General features: G+C 60.7%; 22 protein-coding genes. 7 read left to right on the top strand and 15 right to left on the bottom strand.

Features of this window, described 5'->3' with window-relative positions:
- The first annotated feature begins 20 nt into the window (after positions 1-20).
- A complete protein-coding gene (locus B9Z41_RS06100) occupies positions 21-1,418 on the top strand; it encodes a PucC family protein (protein ID WP_100146158.1) in 1,398 nt (465 codons plus the stop codon).
- A 231-nt stretch (positions 1,419-1,649) separates the two neighbouring features.
- The gene (locus B9Z41_RS17285) at positions 1,650-1,778 is read left to right on the top strand and encodes a hypothetical protein (protein ID WP_255408407.1); all 129 of its coding nucleotides are present in this window, start codon (positions 1,650-1,652) and stop codon (positions 1,776-1,778) included.
- Between the two features lie 43 nt (positions 1,779-1,821).
- On the opposite strand, the gene B9Z41_RS06095 is transcribed toward B9Z41_RS17285, so the two are convergent.
- The 15 genes from B9Z41_RS06095 to bchF are packed head-to-tail and all read right to left on the bottom strand — an operon-like array spanning position 1,822 to position 19,171.
- Entirely contained in the window at positions 1,822-2,265 is a 444-nt protein-coding gene (locus B9Z41_RS06095; protein ID WP_100146157.1) for a BLUF domain-containing protein, read from the bottom strand.
- A 17-nt stretch (positions 2,266-2,282) separates the two neighbouring features.
- Entirely contained in the window at positions 2,283-3,434 is a 1,152-nt protein-coding gene (locus B9Z41_RS06090) for a phytoene/squalene synthase family protein (RefSeq protein ID WP_100146156.1), read from the bottom strand.
- Positions 3,421-4,998 (bottom strand): phytoene desaturase, encoded by a 1,578-nt coding sequence (locus tag B9Z41_RS06085; RefSeq protein ID WP_100146245.1) that lies wholly within the window; start codon positions 4,996-4,998, stop codon positions 3,421-3,423. Before B9Z41_RS06085 ends, B9Z41_RS06090 begins: the two co-directional genes overlap by 14 nt.
- Before the next feature lie 8 nt (positions 4,999-5,006).
- Positions 5,007-5,789: a putative photosynthetic complex assembly protein PuhE gene (puhE, locus tag B9Z41_RS06080; RefSeq protein WP_100146155.1), complete on the bottom strand. Its 783-nt coding sequence runs from the start codon at positions 5,787-5,789 to the stop codon at positions 5,007-5,009.
- Complete coding sequence (gene acsF / locus B9Z41_RS06075; protein WP_100146154.1) at positions 5,783-6,865, bottom strand: magnesium-protoporphyrin IX monomethyl ester (oxidative) cyclase; 1,083 nt, start codon at positions 6,863-6,865, stop codon at positions 5,783-5,785. The genes puhE and acsF overlap by 7 nt, the downstream gene beginning before the upstream one ends.
- 33 nt (positions 6,866-6,898) lie before the next feature.
- Positions 6,899-7,372 carry a photosynthetic complex assembly protein PuhC gene (gene puhC / locus B9Z41_RS06070; protein ID WP_100146153.1) on the bottom strand — a complete coding sequence of 158 codons (474 nt, stop codon included), beginning with the start codon at positions 7,370-7,372 and terminating at the stop codon, positions 6,899-6,901.
- The gene (gene puhB, locus B9Z41_RS06065; protein ID WP_100146152.1) at positions 7,369-8,052 is read right to left on the bottom strand and encodes a photosynthetic complex putative assembly protein PuhB; all 684 of its coding nucleotides are present in this window, start codon (positions 8,050-8,052) and stop codon (positions 7,369-7,371) included. Before puhB ends, puhC begins: the two co-directional genes overlap by 4 nt.
- Entirely contained in the window at positions 8,049-8,813 is a 765-nt protein-coding gene (puhA, locus tag B9Z41_RS06060) for a photosynthetic reaction center subunit H (protein WP_100146151.1), read from the bottom strand. Before puhA ends, puhB begins: the two co-directional genes overlap by 4 nt.
- A 27-nt stretch (positions 8,814-8,840) precedes the next feature.
- A complete protein-coding gene (locus tag B9Z41_RS06055) occupies positions 8,841-10,301 on the bottom strand; it encodes a BCD family MFS transporter (protein ID WP_100146150.1) in 1,461 nt (486 codons plus the stop codon).
- On the bottom strand, positions 10,298-11,005 hold the full coding sequence (gene bchM / locus B9Z41_RS06050; protein ID WP_100146149.1) for a magnesium protoporphyrin IX methyltransferase: 708 nt from the start codon (positions 11,003-11,005) through the stop codon (positions 10,298-10,300). The genes B9Z41_RS06055 and bchM overlap by 4 nt, the downstream gene beginning before the upstream one ends.
- A 23-nt stretch (positions 11,006-11,028) precedes the next feature.
- Complete coding sequence (gene bchL / locus B9Z41_RS06045) at positions 11,029-11,940, bottom strand: ferredoxin:protochlorophyllide reductase (ATP-dependent) iron-sulfur ATP-binding protein (RefSeq protein WP_100146148.1); 912 nt, start codon at positions 11,938-11,940, stop codon at positions 11,029-11,031.
- Positions 11,937-15,770: a magnesium chelatase subunit H gene (locus B9Z41_RS06040; protein WP_100146147.1), complete on the bottom strand. Its 3,834-nt coding sequence runs from the start codon at positions 15,768-15,770 to the stop codon at positions 11,937-11,939. Before B9Z41_RS06040 ends, bchL begins: the two co-directional genes overlap by 4 nt.
- Entirely contained in the window at positions 15,745-17,373 is a 1,629-nt protein-coding gene (bchB, locus tag B9Z41_RS06035; RefSeq protein WP_100146146.1) for a ferredoxin:protochlorophyllide reductase (ATP-dependent) subunit B, read from the bottom strand. The genes B9Z41_RS06040 and bchB overlap by 26 nt, the downstream gene beginning before the upstream one ends.
- A gap of 17 nt (positions 17,374-17,390) precedes the next feature.
- On the bottom strand, positions 17,391-18,671 hold the full coding sequence (locus B9Z41_RS06030) for a ferredoxin:protochlorophyllide reductase (ATP-dependent) subunit N (protein ID WP_100146145.1): 1,281 nt from the start codon (positions 18,669-18,671) through the stop codon (positions 17,391-17,393).
- The gene (bchF, locus tag B9Z41_RS06025; RefSeq protein WP_100146144.1) at positions 18,668-19,171 is read right to left on the bottom strand and encodes a 2-vinyl bacteriochlorophyllide hydratase; all 504 of its coding nucleotides are present in this window, start codon (positions 19,169-19,171) and stop codon (positions 18,668-18,670) included. Before bchF ends, B9Z41_RS06030 begins: the two co-directional genes overlap by 4 nt.
- Positions 19,172-19,417: 246 nt before the next feature.
- Here bchF and B9Z41_RS06020 point away from each other — a divergent pair, with 246 nt between their 5' ends.
- From B9Z41_RS06020 to B9Z41_RS06000, 5 genes are all read left to right on the top strand, one after another.
- Positions 19,418-20,224: a B12-binding domain-containing protein gene (locus tag B9Z41_RS06020; RefSeq protein WP_233202556.1), complete on the top strand. Its 807-nt coding sequence runs from the start codon at positions 19,418-19,420 to the stop codon at positions 20,222-20,224.
- A gap of 118 nt (positions 20,225-20,342) precedes the next feature.
- Positions 20,343-21,743, top strand: coding sequence for a transcriptional regulator PpsR (ppsR, locus tag B9Z41_RS06015; RefSeq protein WP_233202554.1), 1,401 nt, complete (start codon positions 20,343-20,345; stop codon positions 21,741-21,743).
- Between the two features lie 73 nt (positions 21,744-21,816).
- Entirely contained in the window at positions 21,817-22,752 is a 936-nt protein-coding gene (gene chlG / locus B9Z41_RS06010) for a chlorophyll synthase ChlG (protein WP_100146142.1), read from the top strand.
- A complete protein-coding gene (locus tag B9Z41_RS06005) occupies positions 22,749-24,104 on the top strand; it encodes a BCD family MFS transporter (RefSeq protein ID WP_100146141.1) in 1,356 nt (451 codons plus the stop codon). The genes chlG and B9Z41_RS06005 overlap by 4 nt, the downstream gene beginning before the upstream one ends.
- Entirely contained in the window at positions 24,101-25,309 is a 1,209-nt protein-coding gene (locus tag B9Z41_RS06000; protein WP_100146140.1) for a geranylgeranyl diphosphate reductase, read from the top strand. Before B9Z41_RS06005 ends, B9Z41_RS06000 begins: the two co-directional genes overlap by 4 nt.
- Positions 25,310-25,356 lie beyond the last annotated feature (47 nt).

Raw genomic sequence — 25,356 nt, 5'->3', positions numbered from 1 at the left:
GCGCTTGGTCTTTTCAATCTATGACCAAAACCAAAACACATGCTTCATGGGCGAATTCGCTGGCCTCGATGGGCCCGAGATTCATGCCCTTTGCAGACGCTGCCAGCGATGACTTGCCGCTGTCTCGTCTGTTGCGCTTGTCGCTGTTTCAAATCTCTGTCGGCATGGCCATGGTCATGCTGGTGGGCACCCTCAACCGCGTGATGATCGTCGAGCTCAAAGTGCCCGTCACGCTGGTGTCGTTGATGGTGGCCCTGCCTTTGCTCGTGGCGCCGTTTCGGGCGCTCATTGGATTTCGCTCAGACAACCACCGCTCACAACTGGGCTGGCGGCGTGTGCCCTACATCTGGATGGGCAGTTTGCTGCAGTTCGGTGGTTTCTCCATCATGCCCTTTGCGCTGCTGGTGTTGGCCGGTGCAGGCCAGTCGAGTCAGGCCCCCAGCTGGGTGGGTTTGGTCGGGGCTGGGGGTGCTTTTGTGTTGGTGGGCATAGGCATGCACACGGTACAAACCGCAGGTCTGGCGCTGGCCACTGACTTGGCCCCGCCCGAGAGCCAACCCAAGGTGGTGGGCCTCATGTATGTGATGCAACTGGTCGGCATGATCGGCAGCGCCTTGATGCTGGGCCATTTGCTGCGCGATTACAGCCCCGGTCAGCTGATTCGCGTGGTGCAAGCCGTGGCTGTGATGACGCTGGTGCTCAACGTGGTGGCCCTGTGGAAACAAGAGCCGCGCAGCCGCACACGCAAACCCGGCACGCCGATTGAGCACACCTTCGCCCAAGCCTGGCAACTGTTTTGTCAAGGCCCGAATACGCTGCGGCGCTTGCTGGCCGTGGGCTTGGGCACCATGGCCTTCACCATGGAAGATGTGTTGCTCGAGCCCTATGGCGGCGAGATTTTGAACCTCAGTGTCTCCACCACCACCATGCTCACCGCCACGCTGGCGCTGGGTGGTTTGATTGGGTTTGCTTGGGCCTCGCGGGTGCTCAGTCGTGGTGCAGATGCTTACCGCATGGCCAGTTGGGGTGCTTGGGTGGGCGTGCCAGCGTTTGTGGCGGTGATCGCCTCAGCCCCTTTTGATTCGCCCGTTTTGTTTGCCATGGGCATTTTCTTGATTGGCTTGGGTGGCGGTTTGTTTGCCCACGGCACACTCACGGCCACCATGCAAATGGCGCCACCCGAGCATGTCGGTTTGGCCATGGGCGCTTGGGGCGCGGTGCAGGCCACAGCCGCGGGTGTCGGCATGGCTGTGGGCGGTTTGGTGCGCGACGGCGTGGCGCTGGGCAGCAGTTCGGTGGTGGGTTACTCGGCCGTGTACGGTCTTGAAATTGGGTTGCTGGCGCTGACGTTGTGGGCCATGTCCCCATTGATACGACCTTGGCGTGCACTTGATTCAGCACAAACGCCATCCGTATAGTTGATCTATCCCCTCATTTTTTGCGACTCTTTTTATCCTCCCTCAACACAAGGAAAACACCATGGAAATCAAACACATCCTCATCATCATGTTTGTCGTTTTTTGCGCGTTTATGGTGGCCAATTGGTTGAATCGCCCCAAACGCCCATTCCATAAAACGTCGGATCACCCAAGCGAGTGATGGCGTCAGCTGCTTCTTGATAGATCGTTTTTTAAAACAAGGTTGAAACCATGAACAAATTGACAATTTCTCAAATCCGCCAAAAGTCGGGCACCTACTACGCCGTTGGCATTGCGCTGTTTTCTTCATTTTTCGTCGTGATTGCGGTGATCGCCAAGTTGATCTCAAGCAACAGCTGACCCGCGCAGAAGCTTTGCTGTGCGCACCAGCGACGGGTGACGCTCAGGGGGCCGTCATCTCAATCGGCTGACCCGTCGCCACCCAATTCAGCAGCTGCGCCATCACTTCTGTGCCAGAAGTGGCGTAGGGGTCAAAGTCAGCATGCTGCCTGTTGAGCATCGGGTCGTCCACGGGCAGCCGTATCAGTGCCATGGACCACTGGTCAAACAAACGTTCCTTGATTTCTTCGTAATGCAGCAGGTCCACTGCGTGGTGCCGTTTGTCGATACAAATGCGTCGGTATAACGCATTCACACGGCTGCGTTCGCCCTCTAGCACTTGAAAAAAGAAGCCCTGACCTTGACACAGCACGCCCGTGATGCCCAGCACCGCATTGTGTGTTTGCGCCTGTAGCAAGATGCTGGTGGTGACGGTGGTGGTTTGCGGACCCACCGCCTGGCTGACATACAGCAAACGCACCCGAATGCTGTGGCGGTCGTCTCTCATCGTTGTGGCCTCAGGCGTTAGGTCGTTTGTTGCGGGTTGTTGAGGCCCAGGCGCTCGGCTTCCCGGCGCTCAAGCAACTCGAACATCCAAGCCACGCGCTGGGGCATGGCGCGGTTTGGGAAAAAAGCTTTGTGGCCTGTGAACGGCGTGGCGTTGCGGCAGCCTTGCACCATGGCGACGATGGCGCCCAACGGCTCAGGCGTGTGCTCGCTCACGCGGATCCAGTGCACTTGGGTCCAAGCGCTGGCCAGCAGCATGAGCTTGCGCGTGGTGCTGACCACCGTGCGTTTGTTGACCGAATCCAAGCCTTCGCGGCGCAGCTGATGGCCGATCTCGGCGTAGATCATGCTCGCTGCACAAATGGCCGCGCGGCAGTCGGGCGGCAAAGCGGCGATGCCCGAGTGCGCTTGCTTGTACAGGCGGTCTGCCTCATCGAGCAAGCGCGTCACCACTTGTGCAATGCCAAGCGTGAAGCTTGGCTTGGCCAACCATTCGTCGGGGTTGATGCCCGCTTCGACCAACCATTGACGCGGCAGGTACAAGCGGCCAATGCTGGCGTCGTGCCCCACGTCGCGGGCAATGTTGGTCAGCTGCATGGCCACGCCCAGCTCGCAGGCGCGTGCCAAGGTGTCCATGTTGTGTGTGCCCATGATCCAAGCCATCATCGCGCCCACACTGCCCGCCACGCGGGCACCGTAGGCATGCAGGTCTTCCATGCTCTCGTAAGTGCGCCCAGCTGCATCCCAGGCAAAGCCCTCGATCAGCGCGTCCAACAAATGGCGAGGCAGTTTGTACTGCTGCACCAACAAGCTCAAGGCGTGGTCTTCGACGTGGTCGTGTGGGGTGCCGACATAGATGGCGTCCAGCCGCGCTTGCAACACCACCAACGGCGTATCGCCGGGCGCAGCTTCGTCCACCAGGTCATCGGCCACGCGGCAAAAGGCATACAGCGCGATGGCGGCGGTGCGCACACGGGGTGGCAACAAGCGGCTGGCCGCAAAGAACGTTTTGGAGCCGCCTTGCATCATCGCCACGCAGGCTTGCAGGTCCTGCGAGCCAAAGTCGAGTTCTTTGAACACCGCAGGTTCAGCGGCCGTTGCCACGGCATACAGGTGCGGTGCTGCGCTTGGCGTGTGTGCGAGTGGTTGCGTGCGTTCAGGCCTGGACATGGGGCACCACCGTTTCCAAAGCTTTGGCTGACATCAGTACACCCGGTACACCTGCACCTGGGTGCGTGCTGGCCCCCACCACAAACAGACCCGGCACATCTTCACTGCGATTGTGCGGACGAAACCAGGCGCTTTGCAGCAGCAAAGGCTCCAAGCCAAAGCCCGCGCCTTTGTAAGACCACAAGTTGTCGTGAAAGTCCTGCGGTGTGGTGACCTTGCTGGTCACGATGCAGTTGCGCAGGCCCGGCAACACGCTGGCTTGCAGGCTCTCGGCAATGGCCGCGCGGTAGGTTTCAGCAAAGGCGGGCCAGTCGGTGCCACTGTCGAGGTGCGGCACGGGCGAGAGCACATAAAAGGTGTCGCAGCCCTCGGGCGCCAGCGAGGGGTCGGTGGCGGTGGGGCGGTGCAAATAGAGGCTGAAGTCTTTGGCCAGTTTGTGCTTTTTGAAGATGTCTTGCAGCAGGCCCTCGTATCGCGGGCCCAGCACCATCATGTGATGCGGCACATCGGCGTATTGGCGCGAGGTGCCGAAGTACCAGACAAACAGGCCCATGGAGTAATGGCCCTTGTCGATCTTGCGGTCGCTCCACACGCGGCGGTGTTGGGGGGCCACCAAGTGCTTGTAGGTCCAGGCCGTGTCGGCATTGCTGACCACGATGTCGGCGGCGATGAACTCGCCCGTGTCCAACGCCACGCCACAGGCACGACCGCCCTCGATGCGGATTTGCGTGACGGGTGCGTTGCAGCGCAGCTGTACACCACGATCTTCCAGCAGGCCCACCAGGCCGCGCACGATGGCCCCAGTGCCGCCCATGGCCGAGTGCACACCCCAAGTGCGCTCCAGTGAATTGATCAGCGCATAAGCACAGGTCACGGCAAAGGGGTTGCCGCCGATCAGCAGCGGGTGAAAGCTCATCACGATGCGCAGCTTGTCGTTGCGCATGTGTTTGGCCACCAGGCTGTAGAGGCTGCGCCAGGCGCCCATGCGCAAGAAGTCGGGGATGGCCGCCATCAGGTCGCTGATCTTGTCAAAAGCCATGTCACCCATGCCTTCAAAACCCAGCGTCTTGCAGCGCTCGGCTTCTTCTAAAAAGCGTTCGTAACCCGCCAGGTCTGAGGGCTCAAAGCGCGCCACTTCAGCGCGCATGTGTTCGGGGTCGCCGTTGTAATCGAACCAAGTGCCGTCGGCAAAACGCACGCGGTAAAACGGGTCCATGGCCACCAGCTTCACGTCGTCTGCAAAGCGTTTGCCACACAGCGCCCACAGCTCTTCGAGCAAAAACGGTGCGGTGATGATGGTGGGGCCTGCGTCGAAGGTGAAGCCGTCTTGGTGGTGCACATAGGCGCGGCCCCCAGGGGCGTCGAGTTTTTCAAAGACTTTGACTTCGTAGCCTTTGACGCTCAGGCGAATGGCTGCGGCCAGCCCGCCAAAGCCGCTGCCAATGACCACCGCCACAGGGCGCTGGTGTTTGCGGCTCACTTCACCGGCATTGGCGCGTGGTGGGATGCCTGGTGTGTCAAAGCCATCGGCGCGCAGGGCGGGGGTGAGGGTCAAGGTATTCATGGGGGCCTTCAAGGGGGTGAGGTCAAAGCCGGTTTGGTGGTCTGGCCCATGGCCCAACCCCACAGCCGCTCCAGTGGCCAAGGAAAAATCATGATGACGTGTTCAACGATCGCCAGCCCCAGCAGCGTGGCCAGCATGACCCAACCGGTGGTGATGGCCACTGCACCTTGTTGGGCCAGCCAGACCAACCAGAACCAGGTGCCCATGGCCACGCCCATGGACAGCACAAACCAGACGGTCATGTCGCGGGTGCGGAAATAACTGGCCAGGTACTTGAGGTGCGCGGGCAGGTATTGCGCCCCGTTTTGCGGCACACCAAAAAACAAATTCAATTTGGCCGACAGGCGCATGCACCACAGCAGCGCGTAGGTGCAAATGGCCACGTGGTTGTGCTCGCCTTCTTGCATCCACCACAGCACGGCGAAGTTAGCCAGCAAGGCCAGCTCGTGGTAGAGCATGACCTGCACCGATTGCACAAAACGCGGCCAGCCTTGGGCGCCCGCATCCAGCGGCGTTTTGCGTGGGCCGGTGATCCAGCCGGTGAGAAAGGTCAACTCGTGCCACCCCCACATGACGATCACGCTGCCAAAGGCCAAGTAAGCGTTGACCACGCTGACCTCGCGCATGCTGTGCGCGACACCCCAGAAACTCAAAGCCAGCAACACCGTCCAGCCCGCCAGACTGAACCGGAAGCTGCGCGCAGGCAAGCGGTCGAGCCACAGGATCACACCCGTGCCGAGCCACCAGCACAGGGCCGTGAACACGCAGGCCCAAACCACTTCATTCACCATGCGGGTTCCATGCGCACCTGAGGTGACAGGTCTTGTTGAATCACCGGCATGAAGTACAGACGGGCAAAGGTGGCAGCGGCTTGCAGGGCGCACACCCCTTGCTGAAGTTTGCCCAACACGCCGCCTCGTGCCTTGGCTTTTTCCATGGCTTGCGAAATGGTGAACAGGCGTTCCAGGCCGCGTCGGAAAGCCGGGTTGTCGGTGTCGAGCGCCAGCGGGAAGACCTGCTGCGTGATAGCGGTGGTGATACGAAACACCTGGTAGTCGTAGTCGCTCGAATCGAGGCCCATGGCCTCGTGCAGCATGGGGCGGGTGTGGTCGCGCACGTACATGGTGGCGTAGACGGCCAGCAAGAAAAAGCGAATCCACAGCTTGTTACCACCGCGCAGCAAATGCGGGTTGGCCCGCATGATCAGGGCAAAGGATTCGCCGTGGCGAAACTCGTCGTTGCACCACAGATCGAACCAGCGAAAGATCGGGTGGAAGCGTTTTTCGGGGTGCTTTTCGAGCTGGCGGAAGATGGTGATGTAGCGCGCATAACCAATTTTTTCGGACAAGTAGGTCGCGTAGTAAATGTATTTGGGCTTGAAGAAGGTGACTTTCTTGGTCCGCTTGAGGTTGCCCAGGTCGATCCCTAAATTGAAGTCGCGCAGCGATAGGTTGATGAAGCCCGCGTGGCGCGATTCGTCGCGCGCCAAGTAAGTCATCAGTCGTTTGATGTCTGGGTTGTCGACGTTCTTGCGGATCTCGTTGTAGAGCACGCAGCCCGAAAACTCCGAGGTCAGAGAGCTGACCAAAAAGTCCATGAATTCTTGGCGCATCTCGGGCGAGAGCGTGGCCATGCCCGCTGCCACTTCGTCGGCAAACGCCGCATCGCGCTGGAAGTGGTCGTGGTTGTTGTCGCCTTCGTACTCGGCCATCATCTTGTCCCACTCGGCACGCACGGGCTCGACGCTGATGCGGTCCATGGCGGCAAAGTCGGTGGTGTAAAAGCGCGGGCTGATCATGTCGCTGTGCACGGCTTTTTTGTTGGCGTCTTCCGCCGTTTCGATGGGGTGGACAGCAGTGGCGTTCATGGCAGTCTCCGTGGTGTGTGATGGGTGTTGGGCTTAACGGATTGGGGTGTCGTGGCCTGCCAAACGCAGGCCAGCAAACACGGCAGCGTTGCTGGGTCCAAAGGACTCCAGGTCGATGCGTTGTTGGGTGGTGGGGTCAAGCAAGGTCAGGCGACCATCGGTGCGGCCCATCAGCAACAGCGGTGCTTCGGGCCCAATTTTTTCGCGGTGCCGTTCACGTGCGAGCGCGCGCAGAGTGCTGCGTAAAAAACCTTGTTCACCAGAAAAACGGGCCACGCGCTTTTGGGTGTCGGCGTCGAGCACCGCGATGTCGCCATTGGGCAGGTCGCTGAATTGCAGCGCACGTTGCCATTGCACGGCGGCGTCGGGTGTGCGTGGGTCCAGACCCGACCAACGCGCCAAGCCCAACGCCACCAACACGGCCAGCAGCACCACACCAATCCAGGCCATGGGGCGGCTCAGGCCGTGGTTGTGCTGTGACCAGTGGTCGTTGTGCAAGGTGCTCATGCCAGTACCCCGTGGGAGCGATGCGCAGGTGGGGCCGAGTCGGCAGATGGTTGTCCCAAGCGCAGGCTGTCGTTGGCGCGTTCGGCACGCCACAAAGCCAGCAGCTGTTGGCCGACTGCCTCACACCCGGCCAAGCAACGCAAGGTGGGCTGTGGCTGGCTGATGTGCCAAGCGCGCTGGTGCGGCCACAAGTGGGCCCAGCCAATGCGGTCCTCGGGGTGAAGCGCCAAGGCCATGTCGCCCACGCCTTTGGCGTAAGACTTGAGCGATGCACCCGCGATGCGCTTGTAGGGCAGGTTGAAGGTCAGCGTCAGCACGATGCCAATGCGCATGACCACCCGCTTGTTGGTCAGGGTGTAGAGCGTGCTGCTGGCCGACAGCCAAGCGGTGCCCAGCAGCAAACCTAAGGCAAAGGCATAAAGACTGGCTGCGACCAGCAAAGGTTTCCATGCCACCTCGGTCAGCGGCTTCCAGCCTGCGCCACTGTCGGGTGCCGTCAGGTTGATGGCTTGCAGGGCCAGCATGAACACAAAATACACAGCGATCTTGCGCACATGAAACGCATGCACGGCCAGGCTGCGCCAATCGGGCGCGCCTTGCCAGACCACGTGTTCGCCAGGGGGCAGGGCACTGGGCAACCCAGGGGCCGCTTCCCACTCGTGTTCGTGGGTGGCTTTCACAGGATGGGCTCCTGACGCTCTGGGGTGGCGTACAAGGTGCCCGCGCCGTAATAGGCGGTGATCTTTTCTTCTTCGAGCAAGGTGATTTGTTCGGGTGATTTTGTCTGCGGCACGTTCACAAACTGGTGGCCCAAGATCGCCTGCACATGCGTGCCGTCTTTCTTGATGCGCGCAAAGGTCATGGGCAACAAGACACGCTTTTCCGAGTTCACCAACTGCACTTCGGCGTAGCGAAACAGCATCTCCATGCGGTCGACCCAGAGTTCGACCACGGTGCCTGCCACGACCTTGTCAGCGCCCCAAACGGGCAAGCCACGGGGGTCCACGTCCTGTTTGGCTACCGAGTGATCAGCGGCCACGCGCAGGGGGACGATTTTGGCGTGACCATGCGGGTCCATGTCCGGGATGTCGGCGCGCATGGCCCAGGCGCCAGGGCCCACGCCGGCCAGCAGTGGGTCACCCAGCGGCTCTAGCGGTGCGCCGTTCCAGCCGTGCATGGTCTGGGCGCTGTACTCGCCGTCGGGGCGGGCCAAATCGGGAGCCAAGTAGGTGTGACCGTCTTGCGTTTTAAAGACCTTGGGTGAGGGCACGGGTGGCCAGCCTTCGATCTTGGGGCCGTTCTCGCGGCCCGAATCCATGGGGTAGCCCTCGCGGTGGTTCTCACGCAAGAGGTAGTAAATCAGCCCCGCAAAAAATGCCCAAAACATGTACAAAACGATTTGGGCCACATCGATGTACTGTGTGATTGCGCCTGTTTCCATGGCTGTCTCCTTCAAAAAATCATTGCATCAGCCCGGCAGTTGTGCCAAACCAAAAGGGGTGACGGGTTGACCGGGGTTTTGGGCTTGATCGCGGGCGGCCAAACGGCTGGCGCGCAACATGGGGCCCAGCGCCACCAGCACGACAAACAACAAATACATTTCAAAGTGGTAGACGAAGCTGTAGGCGGTGATGGGGGTGACCAGCACCTCACCCAACGCGCCCGACATGGCCAGTACCGAGACCCCGTCACGCAGCGCGCCACCGAACGCCATGGCCGCACCGGCGCTGGTGGCTTGCACGGCACCCCAAGTGCCCATGACCAAACCGGCCAAGTGACCGAGCGGGCTGCCGTCTTGCGCCATGCCCATCGCGGTGACCAGCATGCCCACCGAAAACAGACCGCCGCTGAAACCAATCAGGCCCACGCCGATGCGGAACATCCAAGCCGCCTGCAGCGGACCCGAAAAAATCACCATGGCAAACGCGGGCAAGCCCAACACAATGCCTAAGCTTGCCAAGCGGCAGGCATGCAAGCCACCGACAAGCCAACGCGCCGACAAGAGAAAAGCCAACAAGGCCCCGCCCGCGCTCAGCGCCGTCAAGGCGCTGGTCATGCCCACATCGAGCTTCAGAATTTCGGCCGCATAGGGCTCGAGCACGATGTCTTGCATGTTGAAAGCGAAGGTGCCCAAGGCCAGGGTCCACAAGAAGCGGCGCATCTGTGGCTGGGCCATCAGATCGCGCCAGCTGTTGGCAAAGCCACCGGCTTCGCGTTGTCCACGCTTGGCACTGCGGGCCTCTTGCTTCCAAAGCGAAGCGAGGTTCATCACCGCCACCATCACCGCGCAGCCCTGTACCAGCTGGATCAGTTTTTGCGGGCTGAAGTCATGGAGCACCCAACCAAACACGGTGCTGCTGACGATCATGCCCACCAGCAGCATGCTGTAGAGCAAGGCCACCACGCGGGGGCGTTTGTCGTCGCTGGCCAGGTCGTGCGCCAGCGCCATGCCCGCGGTTTGGGTGACCTGGATGCCCGCACCCACCAGCACAAAGGCCAGGCATGCGCCAATTTGCCCCACCCACAGGTTGGCGCTCTCGGGCTCAGACAGCAGCAGCAAGGCAAACGGCATGATGGACAGGCCACCAAACAGCAGCAGCGTGCCCGTCCACAGGTAGGGAATGCGGCGCAAGCCCAGCGCCGAGGGGTGTGTGTCGCTGCCGTAGCCAATCAGTGTGCGCAGCGGGGCAAACACCATGGGGATGGCCACTGCCAGTGCCACCCACCAGGCGGGCACTTGCAATTCCACAATCATCACCCGGTTGAGCGTGCCCACCAGCAGCGCGGTGACCATACCAATCGCCACTTGGAACAACGACAGGCGCAGCAAGCGCGCCATGGGCAGTTCAGGCGAGGCGGCATCGGCAAACGGCATGAAGCGTGTGCCGTAGGCGCTGAGCCAGCGGGGGACCGGGATGTGCAGTTTCATGAACGTGTCCACTCCCACGCTTGTGAGGTGTAAAAACCACGGGCCACGCGCTGCATGCGTGCGCCTTGCCAGTGGTGCAAATGGGTGTGACCTTGCATGCGATGCAGTAAGTCGGCATGCGCCACTGGCGACAGCGACGGCGAGCGGTCGCTGCGCGGAAACAGTCGGCCTGCGCGGTGCATCAAGGCCAACAGCGGCGTGCGTGGCGCGAAGGTGAAGGCCATGGAGGTGCGTGTGCGTTGCGCCAAGCCCGCCAGGGCTTGGGCAATTTGGTCGCTGTCGTAATGGATGAGCGAGTCCATGCACACCACGTGGTCAAACTCGCCCAGCTCAGGGCTGAGCATGTCGCCCGACAAAAACTGCACCGAGCCGGGCAGGTGCGGGTGCTCGGCGGCCATGCGCTCGGCGGCCAGCTTGACCAGCGTGGGCGACAGGTCGATGGCCACCACCTCAGCACCGCGCAGCGCAGCTTGCAGGGCCAGCGCGCCAGTGCCGCAACCGGCATCGAGCACACGCAGGCCGTGCATGTCTTGCGGCAGCCACGACAGCAGTGTTTCGCGCATGGTGTCGCGCCCGGCGCGCACGGTGGCACGGATGCGCCCCACAGGCTCGTTCGACGTCAGGCGGGCCCAGGCGTCGGCGGCTGTGCGGTCGAAGTAGTGTTCGATTTGGCTGCGACGTTGTTCGTAGGCGGTGGTGTTCATGGTGTGTTTCTCATGGACGAATTTCAGTCAAAACCCAGCAGGTCAAAAATGTCGCGGTCTTTCATGGGCACCGAGGGCAGGGGGTCTGAACCCAGCCACAGCGAGGCGGCCAAGCGCATGTACTCGTCTTGCACGGCTTGCACGGCGGGGCTGGGGTCAAGCTCGAACAGCGTGCACTTTTTGAGACGGCTCTTGCGGATTTCGTCGAGCATGGGGAAATGCGCCATGGTCTTGAGGCCCACCACCGCGTTGTATTTGTCGATTTGGTCGGTCGCATCGCTGCGGTTGGCGATCACGCCGCCCAAACGCACGTTGTAGTTTTTGGCTTTGGCACCGATGGCTTGGACGATGCGGTTCATCGCGAAGATTGAGTCAAAGTCGTTGGCGGTCACGATGAGGGCGCGGTCGGCGTGTTGCAGCGGTGCGGCAAAGCCGCCGCAGACCACATCACCCAACACGTCAAAGATCACCACATCGGTGTCTTCGAGCAGGTGGTGTTCTTTGAGCAGCTTGACGGTCTGGCCCACCACATAGCCGCCACATCCCGTGCCTGCGGGCGGGCCCCCGGCTTCAACGCACATCACGCCGTTGTAGCCCTTGAAGACAAAGTCATCGAGGCGCAACTCTTCAGCATGGAAGTCCACAGTTTCGAGCGCATCGATCACCGTGGGCATGAGTTTTTTGGTCAGGGTGAAGGTGGAGTCGTGCTTGGGGTCGCAGCCGATTTGCAGCACCCGTTTGCCCAGTTTGCTGAAGGCCACCGACAGGTTGGACGAGGTGGTGCTTTTGCCAATGCCGCCCTTGCCATAAATGGCAAACACCTTGGCGTTGCCGATCTTGACGGAGGGGTCCATCTGAACCTGCACGCTGCCCTCGCCGTCGGCTCCTCGGCTGCGCGGGATGCTTTGCACCGGGATGCTGGTGGTTTCGATCATGCTGGGAGTCCTTCGTGTATGCCTTCAAGGCGGTCTTCAAGTTCTTCACCCGCCCGCAGCAGGGCGGATAGGGTTTCGGCGTCGGGTTGCCAGTACTGGCGGCGGGTGGCTTCCACCAAGCGGTTGGCCAATTTGGCCGAGGCAGTGGGGTTGAGCTGGGCCATGCGTTCGCGCATGGCCGGGTCGAGCACAAAGGTTTGGGCCAGTTGCTGGTAGACCCAGGGCTGAACCTGTCCGGTGGTGGCTGACCAACCCATGGTGTTGGTCAGGTGGGCTTCGATTTGGCGCACGCCTTCGTAGCCGTGTTGCAACATGCTTTCGTGCCACTTGGGGTTGAGCATGCGGCTGCGCGTTTCCAAGGCCACTTGTTCGGTCAGGCTGCGCACCACGCCCTCGCCTTGGGTTTGGTCGCCAATGAAGACCGGTGGGGCTTTGGCCGCGTTGCCATCACGCGAATGTTTGGCTTGCAACACAGCGCGGCTGATGCCGCCCAAGGTGTCAAAGTAGGTGTCGATGCTGGTCACGCCCAGCTCCACCGAGTCCAGGTTTTGGTAGGTGAGCGACACGCTGGCCAAGGCGCTTTGCAGCACCGCGGTGTTGCGCACGGGGCGGCCTTCGCGGCCATACGCAAAACCTTTGCGTTGGGTGAAGGCGTCGCCCAGTTCGTTTTCGTTGTCCCAGCAGCTGCTGTCGATCAGGTGGTTGATGTTGGTGCCATAGGCACCTTCGGTGTTGCCAAAGACGCGCAGCGAGGCACATTCCAGCGTGCTGCCTTCGTGCTCAGCCATGAAGGTCAGCGCGTGCTTGCGGATGAAGTTTTGTTCAGCGGGCTCGTCAGCACTGGCGGCCAGGAAAGAGGCTTCAGCCAGCAGGCGGATTTGCATGGGCAGCAAGTCGCGGAAGATGCCCGACAGGGTGATGACCACGTCAATGCGTGGGCGTCCAAGCTGGGCCAACGGCACCAGGCTGGCCCCGGCCAAACGACCGTAGCTGTCAAAGCGCGGTGCGGCCCCCATCAAGGCCAGGGCTTGGGCCAATGGGCCGCCTTCGGTCTTGAGGTTGTCGGTGCCCCACAGCACCATGGCCACGGTTTCTGGCAAGGCTTGGTGGTCTTGTGCATAGCGGGCCAGCAGCTTGTCGGCCTGACGCTGGCCGTCGAGCACAGCAAAGGCCGAGGGCATGCGAAACGGGTCCAGGCCATGCAGGTTGCGTCCTGTGGGCAACACGTCGGGGTTGCGAATCAAGTCGCCGCCGGGTGCGGGCTGCAAGTAGCGGCCATCCAATGCGCGCATGAGGCCTTGCATTTCGTGGTCTTCGCCCAGCAGTCGGTTGCTGCGCACCAGTTGGCGCAGTGATTCGGCTTGCACGGTGTCATGGGTGGACAGGCTGGCGCTGAGCTCGGCTTCGCTGGCCCCATCGACCAAAGCCTCCATCAAGTCGCTGTGGCTGTCGTGTTGTGTCAAGCCCATGGCGTCGGCCATGACCTTGAGGGTTTGCAGCCGCTGGGTGCGGGTGGGCGCTTGGCCCATGACGTGCAGACCCTCGGGGATGAGGGCGTATTCAAGCTCCAGCAATTGGTGTTGCAGCGACTCGATCCAGTGGGCGTTGTCGGTGTCTGATGCAGGGTTGAAGGCGGCGGGCACAGCCAGGTCGATGCCCTTGGCTTGCGCGTGGATCAGCTCGACGAGGCTGCTGCGGTCTTGGGCCTGATCGGGGCCCATTTGTTGCCAGCGCTCCATGGACTGTTGCAGGCTGACGAGTTCTTTGTACAGCCCTGAATGGGTCAGCGAGGGGGTGAGGTAGCTCACCAAGGTGGCGGCGCCCCGGCGTTTGGCCAGTGCGCCCTCAGACGGGTTGTTGGCGGCATACAGGTAGACATTGGGCAGCGCGCCAATCAGGCGGTCAGGCCAGCATTGGGCCGACAAACCGGTTTGTTTGCCAGGCATGAATTCGAGGGCACCGTGGGTGCCAAAGTGCAGCACCGCATCGGCGGCATAGTCGTCGCGCAGGTAGCGGTAAAACGCGCTGAAGGCGTGGGTCGGGGCGCAGCCGGTTTCAAACAACAAGCGCATCGGGTCACCTTCATAGCCAAAGCCCGGTTGCACGGTGACTACCACCTGACCAAAGGCCGCGCCCAAGATGAACAGCGACTGCCCGTTGGTCAGGTGCTTGCCGGGCGCCGGGCCCCACTGGGCTTCGATCTCAGACAGCCAGCGTTCGTGGCGCACATGGTGGTTGGTGTCCATGGCATGCAGCACATTGGCTTGGGTGCCGTATTGGCTGGCATTGCCTTGCAGCAAGCGCTCGCGCAAGTCGTCCACGCTGTCGGGCAAGTCGACCTTGTAGCCTTCGACAGACAGGCGCTGCAAGGTGTTAAAGAGCGACTGGAACACCGACAAATATGCGGCTGTGCCCACGCTGCCCGCATTGGGCGGGAAGTTGAACAACACGATGGCCAATTTGCGCTCTGCACGCGGTTTGTTGCGCAGGCCCACCAAGCGCTCTACGCGTGCGCTGAGCATCTCGGTGCGTTCGGTGCAGGTGAACATGTCTTGGCTGCGTGGGCCGCTGGGGAAGGTGCAGTGTTTGTCGCAGCCGGTGCAGGTTTGCCCAGCAGGGCCCGGGCGTCCGCCGTAGACCATGGGCAAGATGGAGCCGTCGAGTTCAGGAATGGCCACCATGATGGTGTTTTCCACGGGCAGCAGGCCGCGTGTGGAGCCGCCCCATTGTTCGATGGACTGGAACTCCAGCGGGTGTGCGGCGATGTAGGGCACATCGAGTTCGCTCAAGGCCACTTCGGCGGCGCTGGCGTCGTTGTAGGCAGGTCCTCCGACCAGTGAGAAGCCCGTGAGTGAGACGAGGGACTGGATGTTCGCCTCGCCGCCTTGTTTGAAAAAGCGGTCCATGGCGGGGCGCGCATCCAAGCCACTGGCAAAGGCCGGAATCACGCGCAGACCACGCGCTTGCAGCGAGGTGATGACGGCGTCGTAATGCGCGGTGTTGCCCGCCAGCAGGTAAGAGCGCAGCAACAGCAGGCCCACCGCAGGCTGATCTTTGCGACCATGGCCGGGCAAGTCGCTCAGGTGTTCGCTGATGCGAGGTTTCATCTGAGGGTGGTACAGGCCCACCTCGGGGTATTCGATCGGGTCTTCGGGTTGGGCCAGAGCACGCAAAGGCTCGCGTGGTCCTTGGGCATAACGGTGCACCAGGGTTTTGACCAAGTTTTCAATGTTGTGTTCAGAGCCCGCCAGCCAATAGCGCATGGTCAAAAAGAACAGGCGCAAATCTTGTGCCGTGCCGGGGATGAAGCGCAGCAGCTTGGGCAGGCGGCGCAGCATGGCCATTTGCTTGGCCCCTGCGTTCGAGGGTGCGCCTGTGGCTTCACCTGTGTCTGAGTTCTTGGCAGTGGGGCGCAGTTTTTTGAGCAAGGCCATGAGACCGCTGGACTCGCGGCCCATGACCAACTTGCCCATGCGTGTGAGTTGCGTCACCTGTGGCGCCGACATGATGCAGACCATGGCATCGCAAGCGGCGCGGCGCGCCTGCAAGGCGTCGAGCACGGGCAGGAAATGGTCTTCCATGAACAGCATGGTGACGACCACGATGTCGGCTTGCGCAATGGCGCTCAGGCACGTGGCCAAGGCGCTGTCACTGTCTCGCCAGGCCGATGCGCTGTGCATTTGCAAGTGCAGGCCCGGTACGTCTGTGGCCAGCCGCTCTGCGGCATGGTGGGCGGCGCTGGCCAAGTGGCTATCCATGGTCAGCAACACCACGTTCATGCGTGGTGTGTTTGCCTGGGCCTGCTTAGCGGCTGAAATGGGCTTTGGCATCGTAGAGCGTCTCCACGGTGATGGTGGCAACACCCAGGTCCTGGGCGAATCGTTCGGTGTTGCGACGCGCTTTGCCGCGCACAAAGAACGGAATTTTTCCCAGCTCCTTCTCGGCCTCGATGCTCCAGGTGGCTTGGTTAGAAGCTGCTTGGGTGGGCAGGGCACTGGCAGGTGAGCTGGTTGGCGAGCTGGGTGGCTTGGGCGTGCTGGGTTCGCTGGGCGTCAGCGCTGCGGGTGTTTGGGGTGAAGCGGGTTGGGCAGCGCTGATGTCTGCTGCGGGGCGGGTGCTGCCCAGGTGCGAGGGGGCAGCGCCGGCGTGGAACTCAAAGTCTTCGCGGAACATGCCGATCAGGTGTTCTTCCAGGCCCATCATCAGGGGGTGGACCCAGGTGTCAAACAACACATTGGCACCTTCAAAACCCATTTGCGGTGCGTAGCGTGCCGGGAAGTCTTGCACGTGCACGGGGGCCGAAATCACCGCACATGGAATGCCTTGGCGCTTGGCGATGTGGCGCTCCATTTGTGTGCCCAAAATCAGCTCGGGTTGCAGCGCTTGAATTTGGTCTTCGACTTCGAGGTAGTCGTCGGTGATCAGCGCCTCGATGCCCAGTGCCTTGGCGCAGTCGCGCACCTCGCGTGCGAATTCGCGGCTGTAGGTGCCCAAGCCCACCACCTCAAAGCCCATTTCTTGGCTGGCAATGCGCGCCGCCGCAACGGCATGCGTGGCGTCGCCAAAGATGTACACGCGCTTGCCGGTGAGGTAGGTGGAGTCCACAGACTTGGCGTACCACGTGGCGTGTGCGTTGTCGGGGTCGTGGGTGGGCTGGGCCAAGCCTGTGAGGGCGCAGACCTCGGCGATGAAGTCGCGGGTGGCGCGGCTGCCCAAGGGCACGGTTTTGGTGAAGGACTGGTCAAACTGACGCTGCAACCACTGCGCGGCGCTGAGGCCGATCTCAGGGTAGAGCACCACGTTGAAATCGGCATTGGCCAATTGCTGGATGTCGGCCACGCTGGCGTTGAGCGGTGCCACCACAGACACATCGACACCGAGCTGGTTGAGCAGCTGGGTGATTTCTTTGACATCGTCACGGTGGCGAAACCCCAGAGCGCTGGGGCCCAAGATGTTGCAGCTGGGCCGGGCCTTGGGCTGACGCTCGGTGGGCTTGTGCACCAGGTGCCGGCAGAGTTGGTAGAAGGTTTCGCTCGCACCCCAGTTTTCTTTGCGCTGGTAAGAAGGCAGCTCCAGCGCCACCACGGGAATGGGCAGTTGCAGTGCCTGGGCCAAGCCACCCGGGTCGTCTTGGATCAGCTCGGCGGTGCAAGACGAGCCCACCAGCATGGCCGCAGGCTTGAAGCGTGCCACGGCCTTTCGGGCGGCGTCTTTGAAGAGTTCGGCGGTGTCTCCCCCGAGGTCACGCGCCTGAAATGTGGTGTAGGTCACGGGCGGGCGGCGTGGCAGCCGCTCAATCATGGTGAACAGCAAGTCGGCGTAGGTGTCGCCTTGCGGCGCGTGCAGCACGTAGTGCACATCGCGCATGGCGGTGGCCACGCGCATCGCGCCCACGTGGGGTGGGCCTTCATATGTCCAGAGCGTCAGTTGCATGGTGTGTTCCTGCGCTTTCAGGCCGCCAGCTTGGTGCGGCGTTTGAGTGGGCGGCTGAACAGACCTGCCAGATCGGCGGCTTGTTCATAACCTTGGATGGGCGTGAAGACCAACTCGATGGCCCACTTGGTGGTGATGCCTTGGGCTTCGAGGGGGTTGGCGAGGCCGAGGCCACAGACCACCAGATCGGGGGCATCGGCGATGCATCGCTCTAGCTGCTGGTCGACGTCTTGGCCTTCGCTGATGCGGGTGCCTTGGGGGAGCCAAGCCAACTCAGGTGCCATGTGTTGGCGGTGCAGGTAAGGGGTGCCCACTTCCACCAAGTCCATGCCCAGTTCACGGTGCACGAAGCGCGCCAGCGGGATTTCGAGCTGTGAGTCGGGAAAGAAAAAGATGCGCTGGCCTTGCAGCATTTGGCGTTGCACGGCCAGGGCTTTTTCGGCGCGCTGGCGTGGCGCGGCGATGGCGCTGTCAAACACCTCAGGCGACACGCCAAACGCAGTGGCTGCGGCTTGCAGCCAAGCGGTGGTGCCCTCGACGCCCAGTGGGAAGGGCGCGGCCAGGTGCTGTGCGCCGCGCGATTGCAAGGCCCGTGCGGTGTCTGCCAAAAAGGGTTGAGCCAGCAAGAAGCGGGTATTGGGGCCCACTGCGGGCATGGCTTGGCTGTTGCGTGGTGGGAAGAAGTTGACGTGCAAGCCCATGCGCTCGAGCAGGCTGCGCAGCTGGTCTTCGACCACATCGGCCAAGGTCCCGACCACCATCAGCGCGGGGGCTGTCGACGTGTCATTGCGCAGGCCTGGCACCATGGCGGCCAGACAAGCGTCTTCGCCTTGGGTGAAGGTGGTTTCGATGCCGCTGCCAGAATAGTTCAGCACGCGCACTTTCGGGTGATGGATTTGGTTTTGCCGTTCAGCGGCACGTGACAGGTCGAGCTTGATCACCTCGGACGGGCAAGAACCGACCAGAAACAACAAGCGGATGTCAGGGCGGCGCGCCAACAGTTGGTTGACCACGCGGTCGAGTTCTTCGTGCACATCGGCCAGGCCTGCCAAGTCGCGCTCGTCGATGATGGCCGTGCCAAACCGAGGCTCGGCAAAGATCATCACCCCCGCAGCCGACTGAATCAGGTGCGCGCAGGTGCGTGAGCCGACCACCAAAAAGAAGGCGTCTTGTATTTTTCGATGGAGCCAAATGATGCCGGTGAGGCCGCAAAAGACCTCACGTTGTCCGCGCTCTACCAAGGGGGTGACGTCGGTGCAACCGAGAGTTTGGGCACGGATTGGAATGACGCTGCTCATGTGCTGGCCTGTGCACCCGACAAGGGCGAATTGGAATGATTTTTTTGCAGCCGCGCCATGCGCAGCTTGCGGATGTATTGCGCGGCGTTGATGCCGTAGCTCACGTAGGCGGCCAGAGCCAGCAGCAATTGGTCAGCGGGGGTCCACAGCCCTTGCCACCAGACCCACAGGTAAGCCGTGTGCAGGGCCAGTACACCCATGCTGACCACGTCTTCCCAGAAGAAGGCGGGCGCAAACAGGTATTGACCAAAGACCACTTTTTCCCAAATAGCGCCGGTGATCATGATGACGTAGAGCACCAAGGTCTTGACCACCACCGAACCCAAAGCCCAATCGGTGTGTTGGCCCGTTTGCAGGCTGTGCAGCACGAGGTAGAGGCTGATCAGAAATACCAAAAATTGAACGGGTGCCAACACGCCTTGCACCAGCGTCCAAGCGGTCGCGTCACGCCGGGCGCGTTGCGCTGGCGTGTACAAAAGCGAGGCGGCTGAAACGGACATGCAATACCTTGTCTGATGGCTATCTTTGGAAAGAATGTATGCCTCGATATGCAGTGTGTCAACATAAATTGACATTAATTTAGTGTTTTAGGGTTTACACCAAATAGAAATGAGAAGAATCAAATCAAACTTCAGCATGTATTTGGTTAAGGCATTGCTTGCCTTGCTGGATATGACTCTTGCGACGCGTACTCTGATCGGTTGGAGCCTGCCGCTGGTGTATCCCTTTCATGATTGGTGTTTGTCATGGCTCAGCAATTCAATTTCGACAGCGCACAGCCCACAGTCTTGGAGCCTGGGTTGACCGCTCACTTGCCTGAAGCGTTACGAAGAGACGTGCCGATAGGTCCGCGCTTGGTAGGAGGCACATCTTTCAACGGCAAATTGGCGCTGGATGGGGCGCAGGTTCATCTCTTGGCGCAAGCCTGTTTGCAGGGCTTGGATGCGGCACGACAGGTGGTGTTTGGCTGGCAAAGGCAGGGGCAATCGCTGGCTGATATCTATGTGCGGGGCATTACCCCGTGCGCCCGTTTGATCGGTGAATGGTGGACAGCGGACCGATTGGATTTTGCGATGACGACCATCGTTTCAACGCATTTGCAACAGCTGTTGCATGACTTCAGCGCCGAGTTTTTGCAAGAGGCATCGCCTCAGCGTCATGGCTGGAGCGTGCTTTTGTTGACCGAGCCTGGGGCCCAGCACAGCATGGGCTTGTTCATGCTGAGCGAATTTTTCAAGCTTGAGGGTTGGGCGGTGACTTTGGGTGTACCCCAGGATGTGGCTGAATTCAAGCGTCTGTTTCAGTCCGATTGGTTTGATGCGGTGGGGGTGTCCGTCAGCACCGATCGACATTTGGGCACCTTGGCCGCTTTGTTGCCGCAACTCAAGGACTGTTCGTTGAACCCGAGTATGCGTATGTTTTTGGGCGGCCCCATGGCCATGCGCGAACCTGCCCGCTTGAAGTCAATTGCCGCAGACGTGGTGGCCGAAGATGCACCTACAGCCGTGAAATGGATCACGCAATGCATGCATTTAGCCTCTTTCAAGGTGTGATGAAGTGCAACTTGTATTTATTTGTATTTCAAATCCAACGCGGTTGACCATAAGGCACTTTATAAGCCTATACTTACATGACAAATTCAAGTGTCAACTTTCTGATACCTGAACACCCATGGTTTACAGTATGAAGCTTGGTTCGTTGGACCCGTCAACCTTTTCCCAATTGCTGGGTGTTGTGTCGGACATCACCTTGGTCATGGATGCACAAGGTGTGATTGAAGACGTGTCGACGGGACGCGACAAGCTTGCCTCCTTGGGGTGCCAAGCTTGGATCGGCCGACGCTGGATGGACACCGTCACCAGCGAAAGCCGCATCAAAATTCAAGAGATGCTGCAATCTCAGGACGCCTCCAATGTGATGCGCTGGCGGCATGTGAATCACATTTCCCCTTTGGGCAATGAAATCGCCTTGCAGTACGTGGTGGTGCCCTTGGGTGCGGGTCAATTGTTGGCCATCGGCCGTGACTTGGAAAGTCTGGCCGAACTCCAGCGTCGCTTGGTAGAAACCCAGCAATCCATGGAGCGTGACTATTTGCGCTTGCGCCATATCGAGGCGCGTTATCGCGTCTTGTTTGACACCTCGCCTGAGGCTGTGTTGGTGGTCGACGCGAACACCCAGAGGGTGTTGGAGGCCAATTTGGGCGCCCAATCGCTGCTCAAAGATGCGGGGAAGCGCCTCGTCGGTCGCGACGTGCGCGAATGCTTTGAAGCAGACAGCCAGGGTGAAGTGCAGTCTTTGTTGCGCATGGCTCTGGCCACAGGACGCATCGAAATGTGCGCCGCCCGTGTGGCGGGGCTGACAGCCCCTTGGACTGTGTCTGCCACGGTGTTTCGCCAAGAGGGAGGGGCGCAGTTTCTGGTGCGCTTGGTGACCCGAGAGGCCGCCCCTGAACTACGCCACGACTCGCATTCTTCTGCGGTGCTCAGTGAGGCCATGGCGCATTTTCCCGACGGTTGGTTGCTTACCGACACCTCAGGCGCGATCAAAAGCGTCAACGACGAAGGCATGGCCTTGTTAGGTCTGACCGCTTCTTCTCAGGTGGTGGGGCAGAGCTTAGAGCGTTGGTTGATAAGGGGGGCGGTGGATTGGGGGGTGCTCAATACCAGTTTGCGTCAGCAGTTGCCTGTGCGCAATTTCGCCACCGAGGTGCGAACCCTCTCGGGAATGACCTTGCCAGTTGAGGTCTCGGCCGTTTATTTGGCCCACCCCGAGCCCATGTACGCGTTCTTTGTGCGTGACATGGACCGTAGGCTGCCCGCAGGTCCATCGATGGCGAAAAACCTGGTCAACCCATTTGCCGAATTGTCCCAACTGGTGGGGCGCCGTCCGATCAAGGACATTGTGGGTGAGACGGTGGACACCATTGAGCGCATGTGCATTGAAGCTGCCCTAGAGCTGACCCACAACAACCGTGCTTCGGCGGCGGAAATGTTGGGTCTGTCCCGCCAAAGCCTCTATGTCAAGCTGCGTCGATTTGGCATGGTTGCCGAAGTCGAAGTTGACAACTCCTAGCGAGAACTCTCTGATCTTGATCGTAGGTGTCAACTCTAGTTGACATTTCTAAATGTCCTATCAAAATGCAGATATGGACACCCCGCCTCTTGCTTTTGATGCAGCTCGCACCCGCCCTACGCTGGGCACGGTAGCCGAACTTCTCAAGCCCATCACCTGGTTCCCGCCCATGTGGGCTTTTGCTTGTGGCGTGGTGGCATCCGGTCAGAGCCTGAGTGCTCATTGGGGCTTGCTGCTGTTAGGCCTTGTACTCACAGGCCCTTTGGTATGTGCCAGTAGCCAAGCTGTCAACGACTGGTTTGACCGCCATGTCGACGCCATCAACGAACCTCACCGGCCCATCCCTTCGGGCCGCATGCCTGGGCGCTGGGGATTGGGGATTGCCGTGGGCTGGACGCTGCTGTCTTTGCTCTGGGCCACGCTCATGGGGCCTTGGGGTTTTGCCGCCTGCGGGTTGGCAATTGCTTTGTCGTGGGCCTACAGCGCGCCCCCTGTTCGCCTGAAAAACAACGGTTGGTGGGGTAACGCGGCTTGTGCGCTGAGCTACGAAGGGCTGGCCTGGTTGACCGGAACAGCGGTGATGCTGGGGGGGGCTTGGCCGGGGCCGCATGCTTTGGCGCTGGCTCTTCTCTACAGCATTGGTGCGCACGGCATCATGACGCTCAACGATTTCAAGGCCATTGAAGGTGATCGCCGCATGGGCATTGCATCACTGCCGGTGCAGTTAGGCGCGGTAGGCGCAGCGCGTGTGGCTTGTGTGTTCATGGGGCTGGCGCAGGTCGCGGTAGCACTGTTTTTGTGGTTTTGGCAACTGCCTTGGCATGGTGTTGCGGTGCTGGCACTGGCGTTGGCCCAGTGGCCACTGATGGCCAAATTTATGCAACAACCGGTTGAGCGTGCCTTGCAAGTCAGTGCTTTGGGGGTGCCTATGTTTGTCAGTGGCATGATGGTCAGCGCTTGGGGTCTGCGCCAACTCCAACCCTTGCAACAACTTCTGGAGGTTGCATGAGCACGCCGTATTTCGGTTGGTTTCAGATCGTCCGCCTGGGTCTGATTCAGGCGTGTTTGGGGGCTGTGGTGGTGGTCACCACCTCCACGCTCAACCGCATCATGGTGGTCGAGCTGGCGCTGCCTGCTTTGTTGCCTGGTTTTTTGGTGGCTTGGCATTACGCTGTGCAAATCGTGCGCCCGCGCATGGGCTTTGGTGCCGACAAGGGGCGCCGTTGCACACCGTGGATGATGGGCGGGATGTTGGTGCTGGGCGTGGGCGGTGTGATGGCTGCATCGGCCACCGTGTGGATGGCTATGCAACCGTTGTATGGCGCTTTGCTGGCCATGCTGTCCTTCAGCCTGATTGGACTAGGGGTGAGCGCTTGCGGCACGTCGTTACTGGCTTTGATGGCCAAGCAAGTGCCCGAAGACCAGCGCGCACCCGCCGCCACCACGGTCTGGATGATGATGATTCTGGGCTTTGCCATCACTGCGGGTGTGGTGGGCAAGCTGATTGATCCTTACAGCCCACAGGTGTTGTTGCAAGTCTCGGCGGGATTGAGTGTCTTGACCGCCTTGATCACGGCTATTTGTTTGTGGGGGCTGGAGAAGACTGTTGAGCCGGTTCAGCCTGCCTCCCCCCATGGAGCGAGCGAGCCTGTGGAAAAACAGAACTTCAACCAAGCTTTGCAGGAAGTGTGGCGTGAGCCTGCCGCGCGTAGGTTCACCGTGTTTGTGTTCATGTCCATGCTGGCATACAGCGCGCAAGATCTGATTCTTGAGCCCTTTGCGGGGGCCGTTCATGGGTTCTCTCCGGGCCAAACTACGCAGTTGTCTGGCTGGCATCACATGGGCGTATTGATTGGCATGTTGGCTGTGGCGGGCGCTGGGTCACGTCGGGTGGCTGGACGACTCGGCTCTGTACAGGATTGGATGGTGGGAGGGTGCCTGCTGTCGGCATTGGCCACTGTGGGCTTGTGCAGCTCGTCCCTGGCAGTGGGCTGGCCGCTGCGGGCGAATGTGGTGTTTTTGGGAGTGGCCAACGGTGCGTTTTCAATCGCCGCCATTGCCACCATGATGCGTCTAGCCGGTGAGGGCGGGCCCGGGCGCGAGGGGACGCGCATGGGCTTGTGGGGGGCGGCGCAGGCCGCAGCCTTTGGCTTGGGTGGTTTGCTGGGTACAGCGGCAAGTGACTTGGCCCACGCCTTGCTCGGAGAACAACGAACGGCCTATGCGGCCGTATTTGGCATGCAAGCGCTGATGTTTGCTCTGTCGGCTGCACTGGCTTGGGGCCTGCGCAACGGTGCTGCAAAACGCGAGCCTTTGCGATTTGGTCCGGTTTTTTTGCTGAAAGGCAGGTCTCGCTCATGAAGCATACCAACTACGATTTTGTTGTGGTGGGCGGCGGCCCATCGGGTGCCACGGCTGCACACGATTTAGTACGTCAAGGCTGGCGCGTCTTGCTGATTGACCGTCAGGGACGTACCAAACCCTGCGGCGGTGCGATTCCACCTCGGTTGATCAAGGACTTCGACATTCCGGACCACCTGCTGGTGGCCAAGGTGCGTTGTGCGCGCATGATCTCGCCAGCCAACAACAAAGTGGACATTCCGATCGACAACGGCTTTGTTGGCATGGTGGACCGCGACGAATTTGATGAGTTTTTGCGCGTGCGCGCCGCTCAAGCGGGCGCAGAGCGTTGCCGGGCCATCTTTGACAAGATCGAGCACGACGACAGCGGCCAATTGTGGGTGCACTACACCCCGGTCACCTCTAAAGAACATGCAGCCAGCGAACACGCCAGGTCGGTCAGAGTCAGCACGCGCATGGTGGTGGGGGCTGATGGTGCCCGCTCAGAAGTGGCGCGCCAAGCCATTCCCAATGCGCATAAAACCAAATACGTGTTCGCGTACCACGAGATCATCGAGTCGCCTGTGGGGCAACCTGGTTATGACGCAGCGCGCTGTGACGTGTATTACCAAGGCGAGGTCTCGCCCGATTTTTACGGCTGGGTGTTTCCACATGGCAAGACCATGAGTGTGGGCATGGGCAGTGCCGACAAAGGTTATTCGCTGCGCAGTGCCACGGCGCGCCTTCGTGAGATGGCAGGACTGACCCAAGCACCCACCTTGCGTCGTGAGGGCGCACCCATCCCACTCAAGCCTTTGCCGCAATGGGACAACGGACGCGATGTGGTGGTGGTGGGTGATGCCGCGGGTGTGGTGGCACCGTCTTCGGGCGAGGGTATTTATTACGCGATGGACTGCGCCAGGCGCGTCGCCAAAGCAGCACACGAGGCCTTGAAAACAGGCAACAGCGCCTGCCTCAAAGAAGGCCGAAAGAGCTTCATGAAGCAGCATGGCCGCGTGTTCTGGATCTTGGGGGTGATGCAGTACTTTTGGTACCAAAACGACCGCCGTCGCGAGAAGTTCGTCAAAATCTGTGAGGACCGTGATGTACAGCGCTTGACCTTCGAGTCTTACATGAACAAAGAACTTGCCCGTAAAGACCCGATGGCGCATGTGCGCATCTTCATCAAGGACATGGCCCACTTGCTGGGCTTGGCACGCACTTAGTGGCGCGTCGGGGTCGGCTCGGTTAGGGGGCCCCGGTGCTTACCTGT

Origin of the sequence: Limnohabitans sp. JirII-31 (assembly GCF_002778315.1) — a bacterium.
In the GTDB taxonomy this organism is placed as follows: Bacteria; Pseudomonadota; Gammaproteobacteria; order Burkholderiales; family Burkholderiaceae_C; genus Limnohabitans.
The sequence above is the reverse complement of the archived record's forward strand: the minus strand, read 5'-3'. Positions and strand labels throughout refer to the sequence as shown.